Consider the following 18,030-nt stretch of genomic DNA (forward strand, 5'->3'; position numbering starts at 1 on the left):
GAGAACAGCAGAGCGGCACGGCGCGACGGAAGACCGCCCCTCGGCGGGCATGTGTCCGCCTCGATCGCGCCTAGACCCCTACCCGCACTCCGTAGGGTGTCTGGTGCACCGCAGGGCTTCCTCGGTCTCCACGGAGCTGGTGTTGGCGTCGTTCGCGGTCTTCTGTTGTAGGTCGTTCACCGTCTTGGAGTCGATGCCGTCACCGCGTGCGGTGGCCCAGATGTCGATGATCCGGACGCTGTCGTCCTGGAGGAATTGGGCCTGGTCCGCGTCGACCCGCTCGACGACCGCCTGTTGCCAGCTGCCCGCGATGTGCCGTGCGTGGTTCACCTTCCACGGCGGAGGACTGTCGGCGGTGTTCTTGAGACGCCGCAGTACATCCGAGCGCCATTGCTCGGCCTGCGACTCGGGGATGTCGTCCGCGATGCCGTCGTAGTAGCCGAGGCCGGCGGCGCAGCTGCGCGATGGGCCGGTGTAGAACGGGCCGGTGGCGTCGGCAGGGACCTCCGCGAGACGTGTGGCGCACTGGCGGACATGTGCGGCTCGAAGGTCGGCGTACGCAGTGGAGTCCTGGGACACTGCGCGCAATACGTTGACGAGGTCGTCGAGGTGGGCCGACATCCGGACGGTCTTGCCGTCCTGCCACGGAGCACTGCCTTCTCGGTGCGTGTACTCGCCGTTGACGCCGCTGAGTATCTCCTGGGTGTCCTGGGCGTAGTCCACCAGAGCCGCAGCGAGCGGGGCGTGCAGGTCCGGGGCGATGGCAGGCTCCCGGCGTCGCTCGATGTCCTCGCTGATCGCAGTGAGGGTGGCCTGCATGGCACGGGCTTGAGCGAGCGTATGCCGTCCGGGAGTCGAGCCGGTCGCGGCGTCCCGCATCGCCGTGCCGAGGGTGCCGCAACCCATGTCCGCGCGGTAAGAGTCGCCGAGGGAACGTTGGAGGGCGGTATCGGACAGCAGGCTGTCACAGTCCGGATTGCCCTCGCCCGCGACGAGGGTCCAGCCGACCGCTCCGCCGCCGATCAGGACGAGGGCGGCCGCCGCCGCAGCGAAGAACCGTGTGCGGCGTGGGCGTGCCGTCTGGGGTGGCGTGTTGTCGTTCATCGGCCGATCGCGTCGTTGGCCAGCTTCTCGCCGGTGGTGTGGTCATTGCGCATGTCGAATTGCAGGTCGTTGACGGACGGGTCGTCCATACCCGGCATGCCGCGCCCATTGGCCCACTCGTCGACGAGGAACTGCATCTCTCGCTGGGACTTGAGGCTTCGGTCGGCGACTTCGGCGGCAGCCGCGTCGTTGTTGTAGCCCTTTTCCTGATTGGAGATGTCGTAGGTCCAGGCGTCGAGCATGCGCTGTGCGGCGTCGCCGATGCCGGGGACCATGGTCACTGGAGTGCCGGCCACGTGGTAGATGGTCTTGGCTTTCCAGTCTTCCTGGGCGTTGGCATTGTCTCGCTTGTCGTAGATGACGTCCTCGCGCACGGCGTCGTAGGCGCCGAGGGCGGAGCCACCCTTGCGGACAGGATCCCGGACGGAGTCGGCGGTGTTGCCGCCGGTGTCCTCCATCTGCTTGGCGATGTACGCCGTTTCGGCCTTGTGCATGGTGCCGTAGGCCTCGGGATCCTCGGAGATGCCGCGCATCATGCGGATCAGCTTGTCCGAGTTGGGTGCCATGTGGGCATCGTTGTTGTTGCCGAACAGGCCGTCGCCGCCTCCCCCGTTTTCCTGGGGGGCCTCGTGCGTGTAAGAACCCTGGACTCCCGAGAGGATCTCGTGGGTGTCGTTGGTGTAGTCGGCCAGGCAGTTCGCCAGTGGCTGACGCAGGTTGGGCTTGATCTCCTCGTGGCCCGGTGCGGTGTCCATCAGCTCGACGGTGTCCCGCATGATGCGCGCCTGGCCGGCCGTGTGCGGCGGGCCAGCCTCCTCGCCGGTGGTCGCGGCTTCAAGGATGCTGCCGAGGCCGACGCGGGTGTTGGAAGCGTCGATGTGGTCGATGTTCCCGGTCGGTTCCTGCCCACGGGTAACCTCCCGGACTTCCAGGTCGGGCCAGTCGCGCTTGTTGAGCAGGTACTCCAGACGCTTGTTGCCTCCGTCGTCGCCGGGGTCGAGGTACGCGGTGGCCGTGTTCGGGTCGTCGCTCATGATGCCGAGCATGTCGTCCACCGGGTCCGTGACGGGAACGGCGTCGACGTCGGCACCGGCCTGCGCCTGGTCGTACTCGTTCCACAGGTCCGGGTGCTTCTTCTCCGCCGCGATGATGTCGTCGGTCAGGCCCGTGGTGAGTCGTGGGGGATAGTCGGCGGTGTCACCGTGCTTCAGCAGGGTGGTCAGGGTCTGGTAGCCGTAGGGCTGAGAGCCGTCGTCGCCTGTTCGCTTGACGCCGAGCGCGCGCATGTCCTCACGCCACTGGTCGGAGAACTCCTTGTCCTGGTTGGCGGTGGCGATGTTGTTGGCGAGGGCGTGCTGGATGTTGTTGTACTTGTCCTTGTTCGGGCCGTCACCGGCCCGTTCGTGCTCCAGGTCCTCAGCCAGGCGCAGGGTGCCCTCGGGGCCGAGGTCCCTGAGGAGCATGCGACTGAACTCAGGGTCCTTCTGGTTGTGGCTCATCAGCCGGTCGAGCTCGTTGAGTTCGGCGGGGGTGAGCTTCTCGCCCTTCTCGTACTTCTGCAGGAGCTTCGAGGCGCGCTGGGACTCGTCCTGGTCGATGGACTTGACCGTCTTGTCGTTGAAGCCCTCGTCGCCGCCGTTGCCGGTGTTCCGCTTCAGCGCGATGGCGGCGGACTGGTCCGCGTTCGCGGCGGCCGTGAGGATGATGCCGATCCGGGCCTGCCAGAACAGGACCTTCTCCTCGTTCTGCGAGGGAAGCAGGCCTCCCGGGCCGCGACGCTGGTTGCCGTCCTCGTCCGGCTCGATCAGGCTCACTTCGCCCGTGCCGCTGATCCGCACACCGTCGCCCTTGGCATCGGCGGCCAGCTCGTGCAGGTCGGCCTTGTACTTCCTCAACTCCTCGTAGGCGTCCTCCAGTACGGCGCGAATGCCCTTTGCCTCGACAACTGCGTCGTCGAACTCCTTTTCCGCGCCCGCGACTTGGGCGCGGGCGACCACCGCGGTCCCGTCGATGCTGGTCCAGCCGGCCTGGTCGAAAGGTTTGACGACGCCGTCGCCGAACCCCCGGCCCCACTGCTGGTAGCGGCGAGCGGCGTCGCTCCACTGGTCAGCGGCGGTTTTCAGCGCGCCGACGTCGAGGTGGTAGAGCTGTTCGTAGGCAATGCTACTCATGGGCGAAACGTTCCTGTCAGTCGAAGTCGGGAAGCGAGGCGCGGACGGCGTTCATCTCGGATTCGTTCGCCGACTCCGTACGGGTGTGGTTGTGCGCGGTCGTGATGCACTTCTCACCGATGTCGCCGCAGGTGCGGGCCAGGCTCCGCGCCTGCTTGTCCCAGGTCTCCAGCGTGTTCATCAGAGCCACACCGAGATCGCCGCCCCACAGGTCACCGCTGAGCGACCCCACGGCCATCATCATGTCCCCGTCATCGCCTACATCCCCAGTGGAGTGCACCAGGCTGGCCAGCTGATTGGAGTTCACACCGGCGCGGTTCAGCGCCGCCGGATCGTCGACCCCGCTGAAGCCAGTGGTCTGCACACCACCGCTGCCGCCGCTCGACATGACCTGGATTCCACCGCCCACCGGTCCCGAGGAGGGCGTGCTGGGTGCCGGGTCGAGGTCGCGTACGTTGACAGGCTGGTCGGGCCCGGCCACGGGCGAACTCGAAGAGCCGGGGCCGGGGCCCGAAGTGCCACCCGCGGGCGCCGGCATGGGCCGTATGCCACCGGTGTAGAGGCCACCCGGATCGGGAGTGGTGCCGGGAGCGGGGTCCATGTCCCGCACGTCCCTGCTCGTATGCGGCTCGGGCAGTTGGTATGCGGTGCGCGGATCCAGGCCCGCGTTCGGTGCCGATATAGGACGTACGTCACCCGTCTCAGAACTCATCGCTTCCCCCGTACAAGTAACGCGCCACCACCAAGGACTGCACGTCAACAAAGCCATGACAGATTCACTGGCAGTGTAATGACCTTCGCACCCCGTCGACCGTGAAGATCCGGTGACACTGACAGGACCTCGCCACTGCCGCCGGGATGCGCCTCTTCAAGGTGGTCAGCGACGACCGGAGTGATCGGTGTCGTCGACCCGCGTCGCCAGCACGGTCAATGGCTGCGCCGCGCTCACTACGGGGGCGGCCGCCAGAGGCAGCTACCTTGGCTGGTCGGACGGGTGGTGCGGCGGCGCGAGTAGGCCGGACAGCCGGGATAGTCGGCCAGCATGATCGCGGCCTTCAGGCGCTTGCCCACCGGTTCCCGGCGTGCCTCGAAGCTACGGCAGACCGCCATCGCGATCTCCAGACCGTGCTGCCCGACCCGGCACGGATCGGCAGGACAGGCCGTCGGCAAGTTCGGATCGGTGTCCCATACGCCGATTTCCGCGGCACCGCCGTTGACCTCCAGGCCAGCAGGCACGGGCCGGGTGCGTATTTGTGGGCGTTGGTGACCAGCTCGCTGACCACCAGCTCGACCATGCCCATCGCACGGTCCGACACCGGGATCCCTTGAACGGCCTGCACGTCGGTCATGAAATTGCGGGCAGCATGCCGGGCCTCAACGATCGGCTCGCTGCCGTCGAAGGCCATGGCGGACAGGATCGGGCGGCTGGCCAACGGCTCACCTGCCCGCGATCCGGCGGGCTACGGAACCTCAAGAGCTCAAAGCGGCGGCCTCCGCCCTGATCAGGGCGATCGGTGACGCGACCGTGGCGCTGACCGAGGGCTACGAATCCGCTCTCCGCGCAGCCAAGCGTTCGGCCCGCTCGGCGAGCCGGCCGAGGTCGGTGCGGCCTTCGAGAAGGTCGCCGACGAATTCCCGCCGCGTCGCCTCTTCGCCGCGGATCGCCGAATACGTCGATTCCGTCTCCCGCGCCTGGACCGAGGGCAGAGACCGCGCAGCCATCACCGACCTGGTGGCCACCGTTCTCGGCGGCCTCGAAGGAGCACGCGGCGGGCCCAGGCCACTCCTGGACACCCTGACCGCGTACTTCGCCAGCGGCTGCCTGAACACCACCACGGCGCGTCGTCTCGGGGTGAGCGTGCGCACGGTCACCTACCGGCTCACCCGTATCCGGCAACTCACCGGCCACGACCCCACCGATCCCGACCAGCGCTACATCCTGCAGACCGCCGCGCTTGGCGCCCGTCTCCTCGACTGGCCGTCGCACTCCCTGCAACCCGCCGAGTGATCCGCTCCGCCCCCGGGGCGAGTGGTCGCCACCGCATCCCTTCCCGTGGACCGCTGCGCAGGGCTGCCGAGTGATTCGAGTTACGGACGTGGAAGACGTACGAAGGCTGCCGGAAGAGGGCAATGTCTGTCCGCCGGCCTCTGTGCAAGCCTCCCCCCGCGCTGGAGTTGCGGGCGGGAGACCACGGAGGAGTGGCATTGGACGAAGTTTCGCGGTGCACGCAGGTGCAGCACTCGTACGGAGTGTCGCTCAACTGTCCGCCGCCGCTCTCACTCTGCTGCCGGGGCCCTCGGTATTCGGGGCCGGAAAGCTCGCGGTCGGCCTCTCCATGCTGGCGCTCTTCCCTATCTTCATCACCGCCCTCGTCCGCGGCATCCTCCTCGAAACCCATGGGATTCGTCTGGGTCGGACCCCGTCGCTGCAGTGGCTCGCCCTCCGTTGCCTTCCGCGTTCTGTGCAGGCGTGTCTCCTCGCCGTCTTCGCCGCAGGAATCGCAATGGTCGTCAGCAGCACCGGAGACAACCGGCAAGCCCTCGCCCCCCCCACCACCGGGACGGCCGCTACTACGCCCTTTACACCGGCGTCCCGCGCCAGGAGGTCGAGATCTCCCGAACCGAGTACGAGGCACTGATCAAGATCGATCAGCGCACCTTGTTCGCCGTTACGGGGCTGCTGAGCGCCGGGGGCAGCACCACTCGTGCTGGTCACAGGGCAGCTCCGGGTGGCGCCCGGCGTTGAGCGCGCATAGAGAGGAGCACACCGACTCCGGCCACAAGCCGCGTGATCCACTCACTGGCCCCCGTCGTCCCCGCCAATGCAACAAGTTCGTCGGCGAGAAGATCGTCTTCACTCCGGTCCATTTGCCCCTCTCTCAACGTCAATCCTCCCCCGGCTTCGAGGTCGGACGAGCCGCGTGCCGGGCAACGGGATTGGCCATCAGGTGGCGTGGGTCGGCGGCGCGGTTGATTGCCGTCTCCACGGCCGCGACCCGGTCGGCGAGCAGCCCGAGGATGGCGACCGCGCGGGTCAAGGGGTCGTCGTCCGGGCCGCCCAGCGTCTGGGTACGGGCATACGCGGCTTTCAGATCGGCCCAGCGCAGCGCCTGTGCGTCCGTCAGTGTGCCGCGCAGTTCCGCCAACTTCAGGAGGTTGGCCTCGGCGCCGGTGGTGAGGGTCTGGGCCTCGGCCGTGTAGTGATCGTCGATCAATGCCGTCAACTCGGTGTCGTTCATGACCGGCTGGATGCGCTGGGCGATCTTGTTCATGTTGCGGTAGGAGCCCTGGAGTTGGAAGGGCGGTTCGGTGCGGGTGGCATCGGACTGGCCCGCGGAGGCGATGTAGGCGGCGTTGACCGCCAGGACCGTCGCGCGGGCCGCGAGCAGGTGCCGCAGGACGGCCAGGATCCGCTCCAGTTCGGCGGGTTCGTACGGGTGGGTCAGTCGGTCGGCGCGGGCTGTGGTGTCACCCTCGGCAAGGCGGATCAGCAGGTCGAGGTCGGTGCGGTCGCGGCTGGCGAGCGGGGCGAGGACCGGGTTCGCGGTGAGTGCGTTCTCGATGAAGCTGAGCGCGAAGGCTTGCTCCTTGCCGGTGAGGACGTCGCCGAGGTTCCACACGTCGGCGCGGTTGGCGAGCATGTCGGGTACGCGGAAGCGGCTGCCGGACTCGGTGTAGGGATTGCCGGCCATGCAGACGGCGAACCGCTTGCCGCGCAGGTCGTAGGTGCGCGGTTCACCGGCACGTACGCCCTCGATGCGGCGGGTGGCGTCGCACAGGGGGATGAACTTCTGCAGCAGCTCGGGCGAGGTGTGCTGGATGTCGTCCAGGTAGAGGAGGGTGTTGTTGCCCGCCTCCAGCGCGAAGTTGATCTTCTCGATCTCCTGGCGTGCGGTCGCGTTCGGAGCCTCGGCCGGGTCGAGGGAGGTCACGACGTGGCCCAGTGCCGGGCCGTTGACCTTCACCAGGATCAGGCCGAGCCGATCGGCGACGTACTCCATGAGGGTCGTCTTGCCGTAGCCGGGCGGGGAGATGAGCAGGAGCAGACCGCCGGTGTCGGTGCGCTTGGTGTCGCCCGTCGTGCCGAGCTGCTTGGCGAGGCTGTCGCCGACCAGGGGGAGGTAGACCTCGTCGATGAGCTTGCTGCGCACGAAGGCCGACATCACCCGCGGCCGGTACTCGTCCAGGCGGAGGCGGCTGCGCTCGGCGGCCACCAACACGGTCCGGCGGCGCTGGTACGCCCGATGGGCGCGGACCTCGCTGACGCGGAACTCCCTGGTGCGGGCGAGGATTTCGTCGATGCGGACGGTGAGCGTGCGGCCAGTGATGCGTGGGTGGGTGCCGAGCAGTCCCTCGACTGTTTCGGCCAGCGGTGCGTGGGACTCGTAGCGGGGCAGGTCCGGGCAGAGCTCGGCGGCGACCGCCTCGGCCAGGTCGCCGATAGTGATGTCCGTGCCCGTCGCGGTGGTGTACGACGTCAGCCACGCCTCGACGAGCTGCCGGCGGGCGGCCAGGTCGGCGAGGGCTGCGAGGTCGTCGTCGTAGGCGGACGTGCCCACCGTACGGCGGAACTTGTCGAGCAGGGTGCGAGTGCCGGCGCTGATGACGAAGCCCTCGGGGCCGCTCGTCAGCTCCTCGAAGAGGTAGGCGGCCGCCGCAGCGGTGCCGAGCTCCTCCGCCAGCTCGGCCTCCAGGTCGGCGATCGCGGGCGCCAGCCCGAACGTGTCGCGGGCGCGGGCCATGGACACCGCCCGCCGGGCCCAGCTGTCGCGCTCCTCGGCCGTCGTGCCGTACGCCCAGAACAGGTGGGCGGCGGCGCGGGCAGCGGGTTCGTGGCGGAGCAGGCCCACCGAGTCGTGCAGCCGCAGCAGCGCGGTGAGGATCAAGGTCGCGTCGTGGTCGTGGACGCCGCGCTCGTAGCCCTCGTCGTACGCCGCCTCCGCGGCCTGCCGGACCAGTACGGGCAGGTCGGCCGCCGCGAGCACGTCCGGGCCGTGCTCGTCCAGCAGCCGGGCGGCGAGGTGCTCGGCGCGGTAGACCTCCGGCGACTCCGACGGCAGCGGGCGGTCCCAGTACGGGCGGGTCGCGGCGAAGTCGGGGTCCGTGACCGGCGAGCGGTAGTCGGTGCCGGTCAGCGCGAACGCCAGGCCCTCGCCGTGCGGGACCAGGGTCAGGTCAAGAGGCTGGGTGTTGACGGCGAAGCGGTGGGTGCCGAGGCGGAGGGTGCGGCCGTCGTCGGCGTAGAGGTCGGTGCGGTCGCGCAAGGCGCGCAGTGCCTCCTGGCGGGCTGACTTCAGGCGGCCGTCCAGCTCTTCCGCCCTGACCTGGTCGTCGAGTTCGCGGAGTTCGGCGGCGATGCGGCGGACCTTGGCCGGCATCGGGTCGGAGGAGAAGTACGTGGCGACGGCGTCCGCGTCGGCGAGCGCGGCCGCCCGCCGGGTCACCGTCTGCAGCACGCGGGACGCCGAGTCGGCCAGGCGCTCGGCGCGGCGGGCACGGGCGTCGGCGAGGGTCTGCTTGCGGGTGGAGAACGCCTCGTGCACCTCGTCGCGCTTGTCGGCGAGTTCACCGAGGAAGTCGTCGAACTCGGCGAACCGGGACTCCAGGTTCTCCATCTGCACGAGCATGCGGGCGAGTTGCTCGCCGCACGTCTCAGGGCTGTCGGCGGCCGCGAGGGAGCCGGTGACGGCCTGACCGAGCAGCGCGAAATCGGCGGCGAATTCGGCGCGTCCCTCACTGTCGAGGAGTGCGCGGCGGCGGCCGTCGAGGGTGGCTCGGGCGCGGTTGACGCCGCCGAGGACCTCGGCGATCCGTTCCAGGATGGCGGTACGGATCGTGGCGTCGCCGATGTCGAGTCCGGCGACGACCTCGGTCACTGTGTGCAAGCCGTCGGCGAGTTCGTCGAGGTGGGTGGTGACGGGTGCGGCCTCGGCGACGGTGGCGATCGCCTCGGCATCCGTGACGAGCTGCTCGATGCCGGCCTGGTGGTCGGCGAAGGCGTCCTCACGTGCGAGGTGGGTGACGGCCCGCTATCCGAAGGTGGCGAGGTCGGCCTCGACGTCGGCGGCGAGTTGGTCGATGCGGGCAGTGTCCGCGTAGCGCATGTCCTTGAGGGTGAGCAGGTGTCCCTGGGCGTGTCGGAGTTCCGTCAACCCTGACACCCAGGCGGCGGCACCGCGGGGAGCCTCGCCGCGCAGGCGTCGTACGACCGTGGCGACGTGCGCTGCGGCCTCGGTGAGCGCGTCGGCGGCTTGACGGGTAAGGGCTTGGACGGTTTCGAACTCGACCAGGACCTGCTCGGCGGTCGCCCTGACCTGTGTGAGCGGCTCGTGCAGCGCGCCGAGGTCGGGCTCGCCGAGCCAGTGGTAGGAGTCGGCGGCCCGGACGCACGCGGCGGCCAGTGCCTCGTAGATCTCGCTGGTCGGGGTGGTCTCGGCGACGGCGCGCGTGATGGACAGGCAGTCGGAGATGCCGCGCACGAGGTCGGCGTTGCCGACGCGGGCGAGCGGGCCGGTGCCGACGGGCTGGGCGGCGGCGTGAGTGTCGGAGACGTACGGGGAGTTCCACAGCTGGAGCGGGTGGACGCGCTGCGGCTCATCGCTGTCCGCACGCAGGACCACGAGTGTGCCGTCGTCGAAGAGGGCCCAGCCGTGGCAGGACAGCGGGGTGGCTGCCTCCTTGCGGATCATGTTGTAGGGCAGGAGCAGGCTGCGTCCCTCCACGCGCGCGTGGAACGCGTACAGGACGTCCTCGCCGTTGGGTGAGCGGACCACCCGCTCGAATTCCAGGTCAGCGGTGTCGATGCCGTCGAACGTCTTGTGCGCCCCCGTCGCCAGGCAGTAGCCGCCGGGGAAGACGATCCCCTGGTCCTCGGGCAGTGTTCGGCAGGCCCGGCCGATGCCGTCGAGGCGGACGACACTCTTGGTGAGTGTGTTGAAGACCAGGTAGCGGTGGACGTCCTCCTTGTAGGGGAGGACGTCCAACAGGATGAGGGCGCCCACGCGCGCGTACGCGATGTCCGCGTCGGCGAGGGACTGCAGCGGCTCGGCGACCGGCTCGGCGTAAATGCCCTCGCCCGTCTCGGTGTTGTCCTCGACCTTGACGGTGAGAGTGCCGCCGACGGTCTCGACGAAGACCTCGCCGCCGATGGAGACGTGCGGGTGGCGGCCGAGGACGTGGTCCTCGCGCGTCGTCCGGGTCCACTCGAAGTCGTGGGAGGGCGGGAAGACGTGGTCGCGGTCGCCGCGGGCGTCCAGGAAGGCGGCCCGGCCGTCGTCGGTCAGCGCCCAGCGCAGGACGCGGATGTCGCCGGCCTTCTCGCCGGTCTGGAAGACGGCCAGCAACTTGCTGTCGATCGTGCGGAGTTGCAGGAGGTGGGCCTGACGGTAGTAGCGGTAGAGAGCCGCGAACTCCCGTACGAAGGCCGGGTCGTCGAGCAGGCCCGGCACGGCGTCCTCGGGCAGCCGGTTCAGGTCTCGGTCGTACAGCGCGAAGACGTCGCCCACCGTCGTCTCGGGCTTCAGGCCGAGGAAGACGTTGTGACCGAAGAGCAGGGTGTCGCCCACGGAGACGATGTCGCGGGGCACGCAGTTGTGCTCGGTGCGCAGCCGCTCGGTGCTCGTCAGCTCCAGCCGGACGGAGCCGAACTCCTTGGTGCGGCGGGCGTTGAGCGCTTCGGCGCGGCGGGTGAGTACGGCGGCCTGTGCGGTGAGGCGGTCGCGCAGCACCTCGTATGTGCCGGTGTCCAGACCGGTGGTCATGGGTTCCCTCTCAGGAAGTCGAAGAAGGCGTGGTCCGGAACTGCCGTCCCCTGTGCGGCAGCTCCGGACCACGGGCCAGGTCGGGCCGTGGCGGCGCAGGTGAGGTCCTGGCGTGCCGGTCAGGCCCCGCGGCTCGGGTCAGGCCCTGACGCTGCCGTTGAGCGCGGCCAGTGACGTGTCGGCGAGGCCCAGCTCGCCTGCCTTGTCCAGGAGCTGCTGGAACTGTCCGGCGTTCGCGCCGCCGTTGTTCATGAGCTTCATCAGCAGGGCGGAGACGGTCAGGTTCTGCACGTCGGCCGTGGAGACCGAGCCGAGGACGCGGCTGATGTCGTTGGTGAAGCTCGACGTGCCGTCGAGCCAGGGCTTCGCCAGCGCCTGGGCGGTGTCGGAGTGCTGGATGAATCCGTCGACGCCCTTGCCGAGGGCGATCGAGGACACCAGCCGGTCGAGGAAGACCGAGTCGCCGCCGACGATGTTGATGTCGGCGTTCTCCAGCCCGGTGGCGAGCACCGTGGCCTGCGCCTCGGCGACCTGCCGCTGCACGTCCAGCCCGGCGAGCCGGATGTCCTTCTCGGCCTCCAGACGCAGCCGGTACTCCTCGTGACCGCGGGAGGCGTCGTCCAGGGCCGCCATCGCGGCCGCCTTCTCGGTCAGGCCGGCCGCCTCGGCCTTCAGCTTCCCGCTGATGCCCTCCGCCTCTGCCAGCGCCTTGGCCCGCGCGCCGTCGGCTTCGGCACGCAGCCGGGCCTGAGTCGCCTCGGCCTCCGCACGGCCGGCCTTCTCGATGACCTCGGCCTCCTTGTCGCGGACCTGGACGGCGGCCAGGCCCTCGGCGGCGGACTCGGCCTGGATGCCCTCGGCGAGCCGCAGCTTGGCCTGGGCGTCGAGGTCGGCGCTCTTCAACCGGGCCTCGGCCAGGGTGAGTTCCTCGGCGGCGCGGTGCACGGCGGCCTGCTCTGCGGCCTCCGCGGCCTTGATGTCCTTGACCAGCTGCTCCTGCGCCTCGGCCTCGGCCGCGATGATCACGGCCTGCCGGCCGCGTTCGGCCTCCTCCACGGCGCGCAGCTTCTTGATGGCCTCCTCCTGCTCGGCGACCGTACGGTCCACGGCCACCCGCTCGCGGACGACCTCGGCGATCTCCCGCTTCTCCCCTTCGACCTCCTTGTCGGCGGCGATCCGGGTCAGCTGGGTCTCCCGGTCGCGGGCGATGACTTCGAGGAGGCGGTCCTTCTCGATGCGCTCGTTCTCGATGGCGATGACCCGCTCGCGGTTCTTCTGCGCGACGGCGACCTCGCGGGCCTGGTTCTCGCGCTGCACCCCGAGTTGTTCCTCGGTCTTCAGGAACGCGGACTGCGCCCGCAGCCGCTCCTCCTCGACCACCCGCGCGGTCTCGGCCTCTTCCCGGGCCCGTACGGTGTCGATCTCCCGACGCTGCTTGATCTCGGCGTCGGCCTGACGGCGCTCCAGCTCCAGGATCGCCTCGCGGGCGTCGACGTTCTGCCGGGTGATCTCCTTCTCCTCGGTGCGCTGGGCCTCGTTGGTGCGCACGTGCTCCACGGCCGTCAGCTCGGTGATCTTCCGGATGCCCTGGGCGTCAAGGACGTTGGCCGGGTCGAGCTGGGTCAGCGGCGTCTGCTCCAGATAGTCGATCGCCGCGTCCTCCAGGTGGTAACCGTTGAGGTCGACGCCGATGACCTCGATGATCCGGTACCGCAGCTCCTCGCGCTTGGTGTACAGGTCGGTGAAGTCCAGCTGCTTGCCGACCGTCTTCAGCGCCTCGGAGAACTTCGCGTGGAACAGCTCCTGCAGCGTGTTCCGGTCACTCGCCCGCGCCGTACCGACGGCCTGGGCGACCTTGATGACGTCCTCGACGGTCTTGTTGACCTTGACGAAGAACGAGATCCGGATGTCCGCGCGGATGTTGTCCCGGCAGATCAGGCCCTCCTTGCCGGCCCGCGTGATCTCTATGGTCTTCACCGAGATGTCCATCACCTCGGCTTTGTGCAGCACCGGCAGCACGACCTGTCCGGTGAAGGTCACGTCGACCTTGCGCATCTTGGAGACGATCAGCGCCTTGCCCTGCTCGACCTTGCGGAACAAGCGGGCGACGACGAGTACGACGAGCAGGCAGACGGCGACGAGCACGCCGATGCCCACGATCATGGCAACCATGGCATACGTCCTTCAGGCATAAAGGGATTGAGCGAGAAGATGGAGAGGCCGGAGGCGAAATCCCGCGCCAGCGCCGCTCAGGCGGCGCGGTTCCGCGAATGGAGCGCGGCGTCGCGCGCCACGCCTCCGTCGGCATCACGGCTGCGGGCATGCGGCAGCGCGGCAGTGGCGCCCGCGCGAGCCTCGCTCAGCACGGACAGTCCCGGTTCATCCGGGTAGAGGCGGTGCAACGGCCGCACGATCAAGCAGGTCGCGGCCCAGGCGACGATCAGCGCCCCCACGGGCACGACCAGGCGCAGCACCCCGGCGACCAGTCCTGCGCGCACGAACACGGCCAGAAGAACCGCCGCTCCGACACTCAGGGACCAGGCGAGCACCGTCAGCAGCGAGAGGGCGACCGTCACAGGTACCCCGCTCATGCGCCACGCCCGTAGGTCCACGTCCGTGTCGAAGCTGTCGGCGTCTGCGACGCCCACGGCGGCGAGGAGCCAGAAGCAGACGACCACGACGAGGGCAGTGGTCAGCAGGATCGTGGGCAGGCCCGTGGCCGCTGCCAGAAATGTCCGCATCTCCCCGCCCCCCTTTCCACCCTCGGCACGCACACCCGCGCCGACGCCAGCCGGTCCGGCGACGCACGGCTCCTGCGGCCCCAGTGCGGACACCTGCCGGTGTCGGGCAATGGAACCAACGGCCGTGGCCCCTGCGAGCCATACTGCCCCACCGAATTCCGCCCGCGCATTGCCGGTTTCCGGCAGTGTTCATCAATGCCTGCATGCCGGTGACCGCTAAGAAACCGTTACCAGCGCGTCAAGAAGCCGGGGACGGCGTGACGGACCGGGACATCCCCCAGCAGTATTTCGACGGCTACGCCCGCATCCTGACGGACGCTTCGGTACCGGCCGACGCCTCACCCGCGACGAGATCGCTTCCCCAGCGGGCCCTGGAAGAACGGATCGCGGAAGGCCGGCCATGGCTTGCGCGTCCCGGGCAACGCGTACCTGGCACCGCCCACACGGCCTGGGCCGACACCCCCGGCTCGGACGACAGAACGCTCGCCGCCGTAGCCGGTCGTCGACGCCCTCACCGAAGGTCACAAAGCGCCCAACGCCTGGCCGTACGCCAAGAAGAGGCCGCCCGCCCTGAGTTCATCGACGAGCTCCTCTACAGCCGCAGCGACCTCGGCCGCCTCGCCGAACGCGCCGAGCGCTACGGCCTGCGCCTGTCCCACGCGCACGCGGTCGCCGTCGCGCAGGGCCCCACCACCTCCGCCGAGGGCGATCCGACACCCGTCAGGTGCAACGGGCGCTGATCCCCCGCTTCGGCGGCCGCAACGTCCTACCCACAGGACGGCCGGGTGCTGTGCATCGCCTCCGGCCGCCAGGCCGAGGTACTCGCCTACCTCGCCAAGCAGGCACGCGCCGCCACTGACGACGGTCGGGCCCAGCCCGGCCCCAGCGGCGTCGTCCAGTCCTAAGAGGCAGCCCTCAATGCCCTCCAGCCGGCCGAGCGCCTCGACCTCGGCGACCCGGTGCTGCGCGCCGCCGACCTGCTGGTCTACCCCGTTCTCTCCCGCGACCGCCAGGCCAGGGCCGACTTCATCCTCGACACCCTCACCGCCCACTTCGAATCCGACTGCGTCGCCGCCGAGGCGGTTCGACGGAGCGTCTGTCCCCCTGGCCTGCACACCATTACCCGGGCGGTCCGATCTGTTCGTGCACGGGACACCGGTAGGCCAGTACTTCAGTACCCCCGAGGAACGCACCGGCCAGCCGCAGGGACCAGCCGCACAAGGCTTCAACAGGGTGACCGAGAACCATACTTGACCATGCGGGGCCCATCCGTCCCCTGATGACTCTCGAAACGGAAGAGGCGGTAATCCGGTGAGCAGCGACAACCAGGGAGTGAGGAAGGCCGAGGTGCGGCTCAAGTGGGACCCGAGTCCCTGGGATCAGCCACCTCATCATCTCGACATCATCGCCGCCACTTACTCGGCGGACGCCCCCTACGGGCGACCGGTGTACGTCGTCCACTTCGACAGCCGCTCACCGGACGGCACCATCAACATGAGCCGGCACAGCCAGACCGGTCAGGGCTTCGGCTATGTCGAAGTGATGACGCTGGAGCTTGATCGCCTCGCCTCTTCCTTCGCACGGGTGGTTGTGGGCGTGGCCATCCACCAGAACAGCGGCCCCAAGACCTTCGGTGACATATCGAATGCCGGTGTGCTGGTGGTCGAGGAGTACAAGGAGCTGCTGACGGACGAGTTCGCGCAGGTCGCCGGATTCGCCGCCGCGACCGTCGCGGAGTTCGCCCGGGATGCCGCCGGAGCGTGGGAGTTTCACGAGATGATCCGGGGGTTCGACAGCGACCCCACGGTCTTCGCTGCAGAGATGGGCAGCGCCCCATAGAACTCGTAACACGATCATGGCGAGACACCGTCTAGCCTTGCCGGGTGTCGGTCGCGCGAGCAGGCGATGCGGAAACCGACTACGCCCGCCTGCTGGATGCCGCACACCAGCAGCTCGGCGGCACCATTGTCTTGGTCTGGGACAATTTGAACACGCACGTCAGCCACACGATGCGACGGCTGATCGCCGCGCGATTATGGCTGACCGTCTACCAGCTGCCGCCGTACGCTCCGGAGTTCAACCCGGTCGAGGGCGTGTGGTCGCACCTGAAGAGGTCGCTGGCCAATCTCACCAAACACAGCCTCGACCAGCTCACCGCACTGGTGAAGACCGTCAACCGCATGCCTCCAGTATCCCGCCCCTGAGAGTGGGCCTGCCCCGGGACCACTTGTCGAGACCGCTTTCCGTCCTACGGTCTGACGCATGCCCGAAACAGGAGCTTCCGCACTCCCCCCGACGCCCTCGACGCACTCCCCGCTCTTCCGCGCCGAGCAGTTCGTCTGGCTCAGCGCGCGCGTGCTCGAGCAGCGTCTCTTCGCGTACCACTTCCTGAACGGTTCCGCCGACCCGGTGGAGACCGCGCTGGACGCCTATCGCAACGAGGACGGCGGATACGGCCACGCGCTGGAGCCCGATCTGCGCGGCCCGGTCAGCCAGCCGCTGCACACCGGTCACGCCCTGCACATCCTGGACGCCGTCGAGCGCTGCGGCGGACAGCGCGTGGATCGCGTCTGCCGCTACCTCACCTCGGTCTCCACGCCGGACGGCGCCCTCCCGGCGATCCATCCCAGCCAGCGCGGCTACCCGGCGGCTCCCTTCATGCCGATCGTGGACGACGCTCCCAGCTCGCTCCTGGCCACTGGACCGGTCGTCGGACTGCTGCACCGCAACGAGGTGTGGCACGCCTGGCTGTTCCGGGCCACGGACTTCTGCTGGCAGGCGGTCGAATCCCTGGAGAAGTCCCATCCGTACGAGATCGAGGCTGCTGTGGCCTTCCTGGACTCCGTACCCGACCGCCCGCGCGCGGAGGCGGCCGCCGACCGCTTGGGCCGCCTCGTGCGCGACCAGCGCCTGGTGGTGCTGGAGCCGGACAGTCTCGACGCGTACCCGCCCTCCCCCGACCACGCCCCCGGCGAGCACCACTTCCCGCACGACTACGCGCGGACACCGCGCTCCTTCGCGCGCGCGTGGTTCACCGACGACGAGATGAGCCGCTCCCTCGACCACCTCGCCGGCGAGCAGCAGGAGGACGGCGGCTGGCCGGTCCGCCGGCGTCAGTGGGCGCCCAGCATCGCCTCCGAGGCCCGCCCCATGGTGACGCTGGAGGCACTGCGCACGCTCAGGGCATACGGCCGCCACATCGGCTGACGAACTCACCCACCCATGGCGCGCACCCCTGCCGTCACCAGCACGGCCGCCGCGACGACAAGCAGGAACGGAGCCCGCAGGACGAGCGCCACAGCAGCCGCTGCGACTCCGGCCACCCTCGCGTCCAGTACCAGCGCCTGCCCGTCACCGAACGTCTGCTGAGCCGTGAGGGCAGCAAGGAGGGCGACGGGCAACAGGGCGGCAAGACGCCGTACGAGAGGCCTCTCCAGAGCACCCGCCGGCACGAGCAGCCCGACGAGCTTGACGCCGTAGCAGCCGAGGGCGGTGACGCCGATCGCAATCCAGGTGTTCACAGCTCCCCCTCCCGCACATCTCCCCGACGCCGCCCCTGCGCCCACACCACGACCGGCGCCGCAAGGGCGGCAACCAGCACGGGCACGCCTGCAGGCAGAACAGGCAACAACCCGAGTCCCAGCACCACAGCCAGGCCGGCGACAGCCCGCTCGGTCGCGGACTTCAGCATCGGGGCGAGCAACGCCAGAAAGACGGCAGGTCCGGCCGCATCCAGCCCCCAGGCATCGGTGTCCCCCATGGCCTCCGCCCCGAGCGCACCGAGCAGCGTGGTGAGGTTCCAGAGCACGTACAGACTGAGCCCTGTCACCACGAACCCGATCCGCGCACTGCGCCGAGTCGGCTGCGCCAGCGCTACTGCCGCCGTCTCGTCGATCACCCACTGCGCCGCGAACGGCCGCACCGCGCGCGTGAGGCTCAGCAACTGCGACAACCGCAGCCCATAAAAGGCATTACGCACGCCAAGAAAGAACGCACCGGCCGCCGCGGTCCACGGACCGCCCCCGGCAGCCAGCGCCCCGACCAGCGCGAACTGCGACGCCCCCGTGAACACCAGCAGGCTGAGCGCACAGGTCTGCAAGAGCGTGAGCCCACCACCGGCCGACGTCACCCCAAAGGCGAACCCGGACAACCCAACGGCGACTCCGACGCCCAGGGCGTCCCGTACAACAACCCTGTCGGGCTTGCCTCCGTCGACACGGAGGTCTTCAAGAGCTTTCTGTTCTGACACACCCG

The 18,030-nt window shown here is 69.2% G+C and carries 10 protein-coding genes and 5 pseudogenes; 5 read left to right on the forward strand and 10 right to left on the reverse strand.

The genetic code is table 11. The features are described 5' to 3' along the window. Positions 1 to 78: 78 nt before the first annotated feature. From OHT51_RS11325 to OHT51_RS43355, 5 genes and pseudogenes are all read right to left on the reverse strand, one after another. On the reverse strand, positions 79 to 1,104 hold the full coding sequence (locus OHT51_RS11325; protein ID WP_328878792.1) for a hypothetical protein: 1,026 nt from the start codon (positions 1,102 to 1,104) through the stop codon (positions 79 to 81). Further along, positions 1,101 to 3,275, reverse strand: coding sequence for a hypothetical protein (locus OHT51_RS11330; RefSeq protein WP_328878793.1), 2,175 nt, complete (start codon positions 3,273 to 3,275; stop codon positions 1,101 to 1,103). Before OHT51_RS11330 ends, OHT51_RS11325 begins: the two co-directional genes overlap by 4 nt. A 16-nt stretch (positions 3,276 to 3,291) precedes the next feature. Beyond that, a complete protein-coding gene (locus tag OHT51_RS11335; RefSeq protein WP_328878794.1) occupies positions 3,292 to 3,876 on the reverse strand; it encodes a hypothetical protein in 585 nt (194 codons plus the stop codon). 347 nt (positions 3,877 to 4,223) lie between these two features. Beyond that, a pseudogene (locus tag OHT51_RS11340) lies at positions 4,224 to 4,681 on the reverse strand (ATP-binding protein). A 145-nt stretch (positions 4,682 to 4,826) separates the two neighbouring features. Then, positions 4,827 to 4,940, reverse strand: a pseudogene (locus OHT51_RS43355) (PucR family transcriptional regulator); the annotation flags it as partial. A 40-nt stretch (positions 4,941 to 4,980) separates the two neighbouring features. Here OHT51_RS43355 and OHT51_RS11350 point away from each other — a divergent pair. Continuing rightward, positions 4,981 to 5,283 (forward strand): annotated as a pseudogene (locus OHT51_RS11350) (PucR family transcriptional regulator); the annotation flags it as partial. Positions 5,284 to 6,160: 877 nt separating this feature from the next. Here OHT51_RS11350 and OHT51_RS11355 read toward each other — a convergent pair. The 3 genes and pseudogenes from OHT51_RS11355 to OHT51_RS11365 all read right to left on the reverse strand — a co-directional run bounded on the left by OHT51_RS11355 (position 6,161) and on the right by OHT51_RS11365 (position 13,776). After that, positions 6,161 to 11,035 (reverse strand): annotated as a pseudogene (locus OHT51_RS11355) (DNA repair ATPase). 138 nt (positions 11,036 to 11,173) lie between these two features. Continuing rightward, the gene (locus OHT51_RS11360) at positions 11,174 to 13,207 is read right to left on the reverse strand and encodes a flotillin family protein (RefSeq protein ID WP_328878795.1); all 2,034 of its coding nucleotides are present in this window, start codon (positions 13,205 to 13,207) and stop codon (positions 11,174 to 11,176) included. A gap of 77 nt (positions 13,208 to 13,284) precedes the next feature. Continuing rightward, positions 13,285 to 13,776 carry a hypothetical protein gene (locus OHT51_RS11365; RefSeq protein ID WP_328878796.1) on the reverse strand — a complete coding sequence of 164 codons (492 nt, stop codon included), beginning with the start codon at positions 13,774 to 13,776 and terminating at the stop codon, positions 13,285 to 13,287. A gap of 257 nt (positions 13,777 to 14,033) precedes the next feature. Between OHT51_RS11365 and OHT51_RS11370 the strand changes: the two genes are divergently transcribed. The 4 genes and pseudogenes from OHT51_RS11370 to OHT51_RS11385 all read left to right on the forward strand — a co-directional run bounded on the left by OHT51_RS11370 (position 14,034) and on the right by OHT51_RS11385 (position 16,983). Further along, the gene (locus tag OHT51_RS11370) at positions 14,034 to 14,516 is read left to right on the forward strand and encodes a hypothetical protein (protein ID WP_328878797.1); all 483 of its coding nucleotides are present in this window, start codon (positions 14,034 to 14,036) and stop codon (positions 14,514 to 14,516) included. Positions 14,517 to 15,087: 571 nt separating this feature from the next. Next, positions 15,088 to 15,615 (forward strand): TerD family protein, encoded by a 528-nt coding sequence (locus OHT51_RS11375; RefSeq protein ID WP_328878798.1) that lies wholly within the window; start codon positions 15,088 to 15,090, stop codon positions 15,613 to 15,615. 56 nt (positions 15,616 to 15,671) lie between these two features. Beyond that, positions 15,672 to 15,947: pseudogene (locus OHT51_RS11380) on the forward strand (transposase); the annotation flags it as partial. A gap of 91 nt (positions 15,948 to 16,038) precedes the next feature. Beyond that, complete coding sequence (locus OHT51_RS11385) at positions 16,039 to 16,983, forward strand: hypothetical protein (protein WP_328878799.1); 945 nt, start codon at positions 16,039 to 16,041, stop codon at positions 16,981 to 16,983. 5 nt (positions 16,984 to 16,988) lie between these two features. Here the strand turns inward: OHT51_RS11385 and OHT51_RS11390 are convergent, their stop codons facing one another. Then, positions 16,989 to 17,297: an AzlD domain-containing protein gene (locus tag OHT51_RS11390; protein ID WP_328878800.1), complete on the reverse strand. Its 309-nt coding sequence runs from the start codon at positions 17,295 to 17,297 to the stop codon at positions 16,989 to 16,991. Further along, on the reverse strand, positions 17,294 to 18,025 hold the full coding sequence (locus tag OHT51_RS11395; protein ID WP_328878801.1) for an AzlC family ABC transporter permease: 732 nt from the start codon (positions 18,023 to 18,025) through the stop codon (positions 17,294 to 17,296). Before OHT51_RS11395 ends, OHT51_RS11390 begins: the two co-directional genes overlap by 4 nt. Between the last annotated feature and the right edge of the window lie 5 nt (positions 18,026 to 18,030).

It is taken from the genome of Streptomyces sp. NBC_00299, from assembly GCF_036173045.1.
Lineage (GTDB): Bacteria > Actinomycetota > Actinomycetes > Streptomycetales > Streptomycetaceae > Streptomyces > Streptomyces machairae.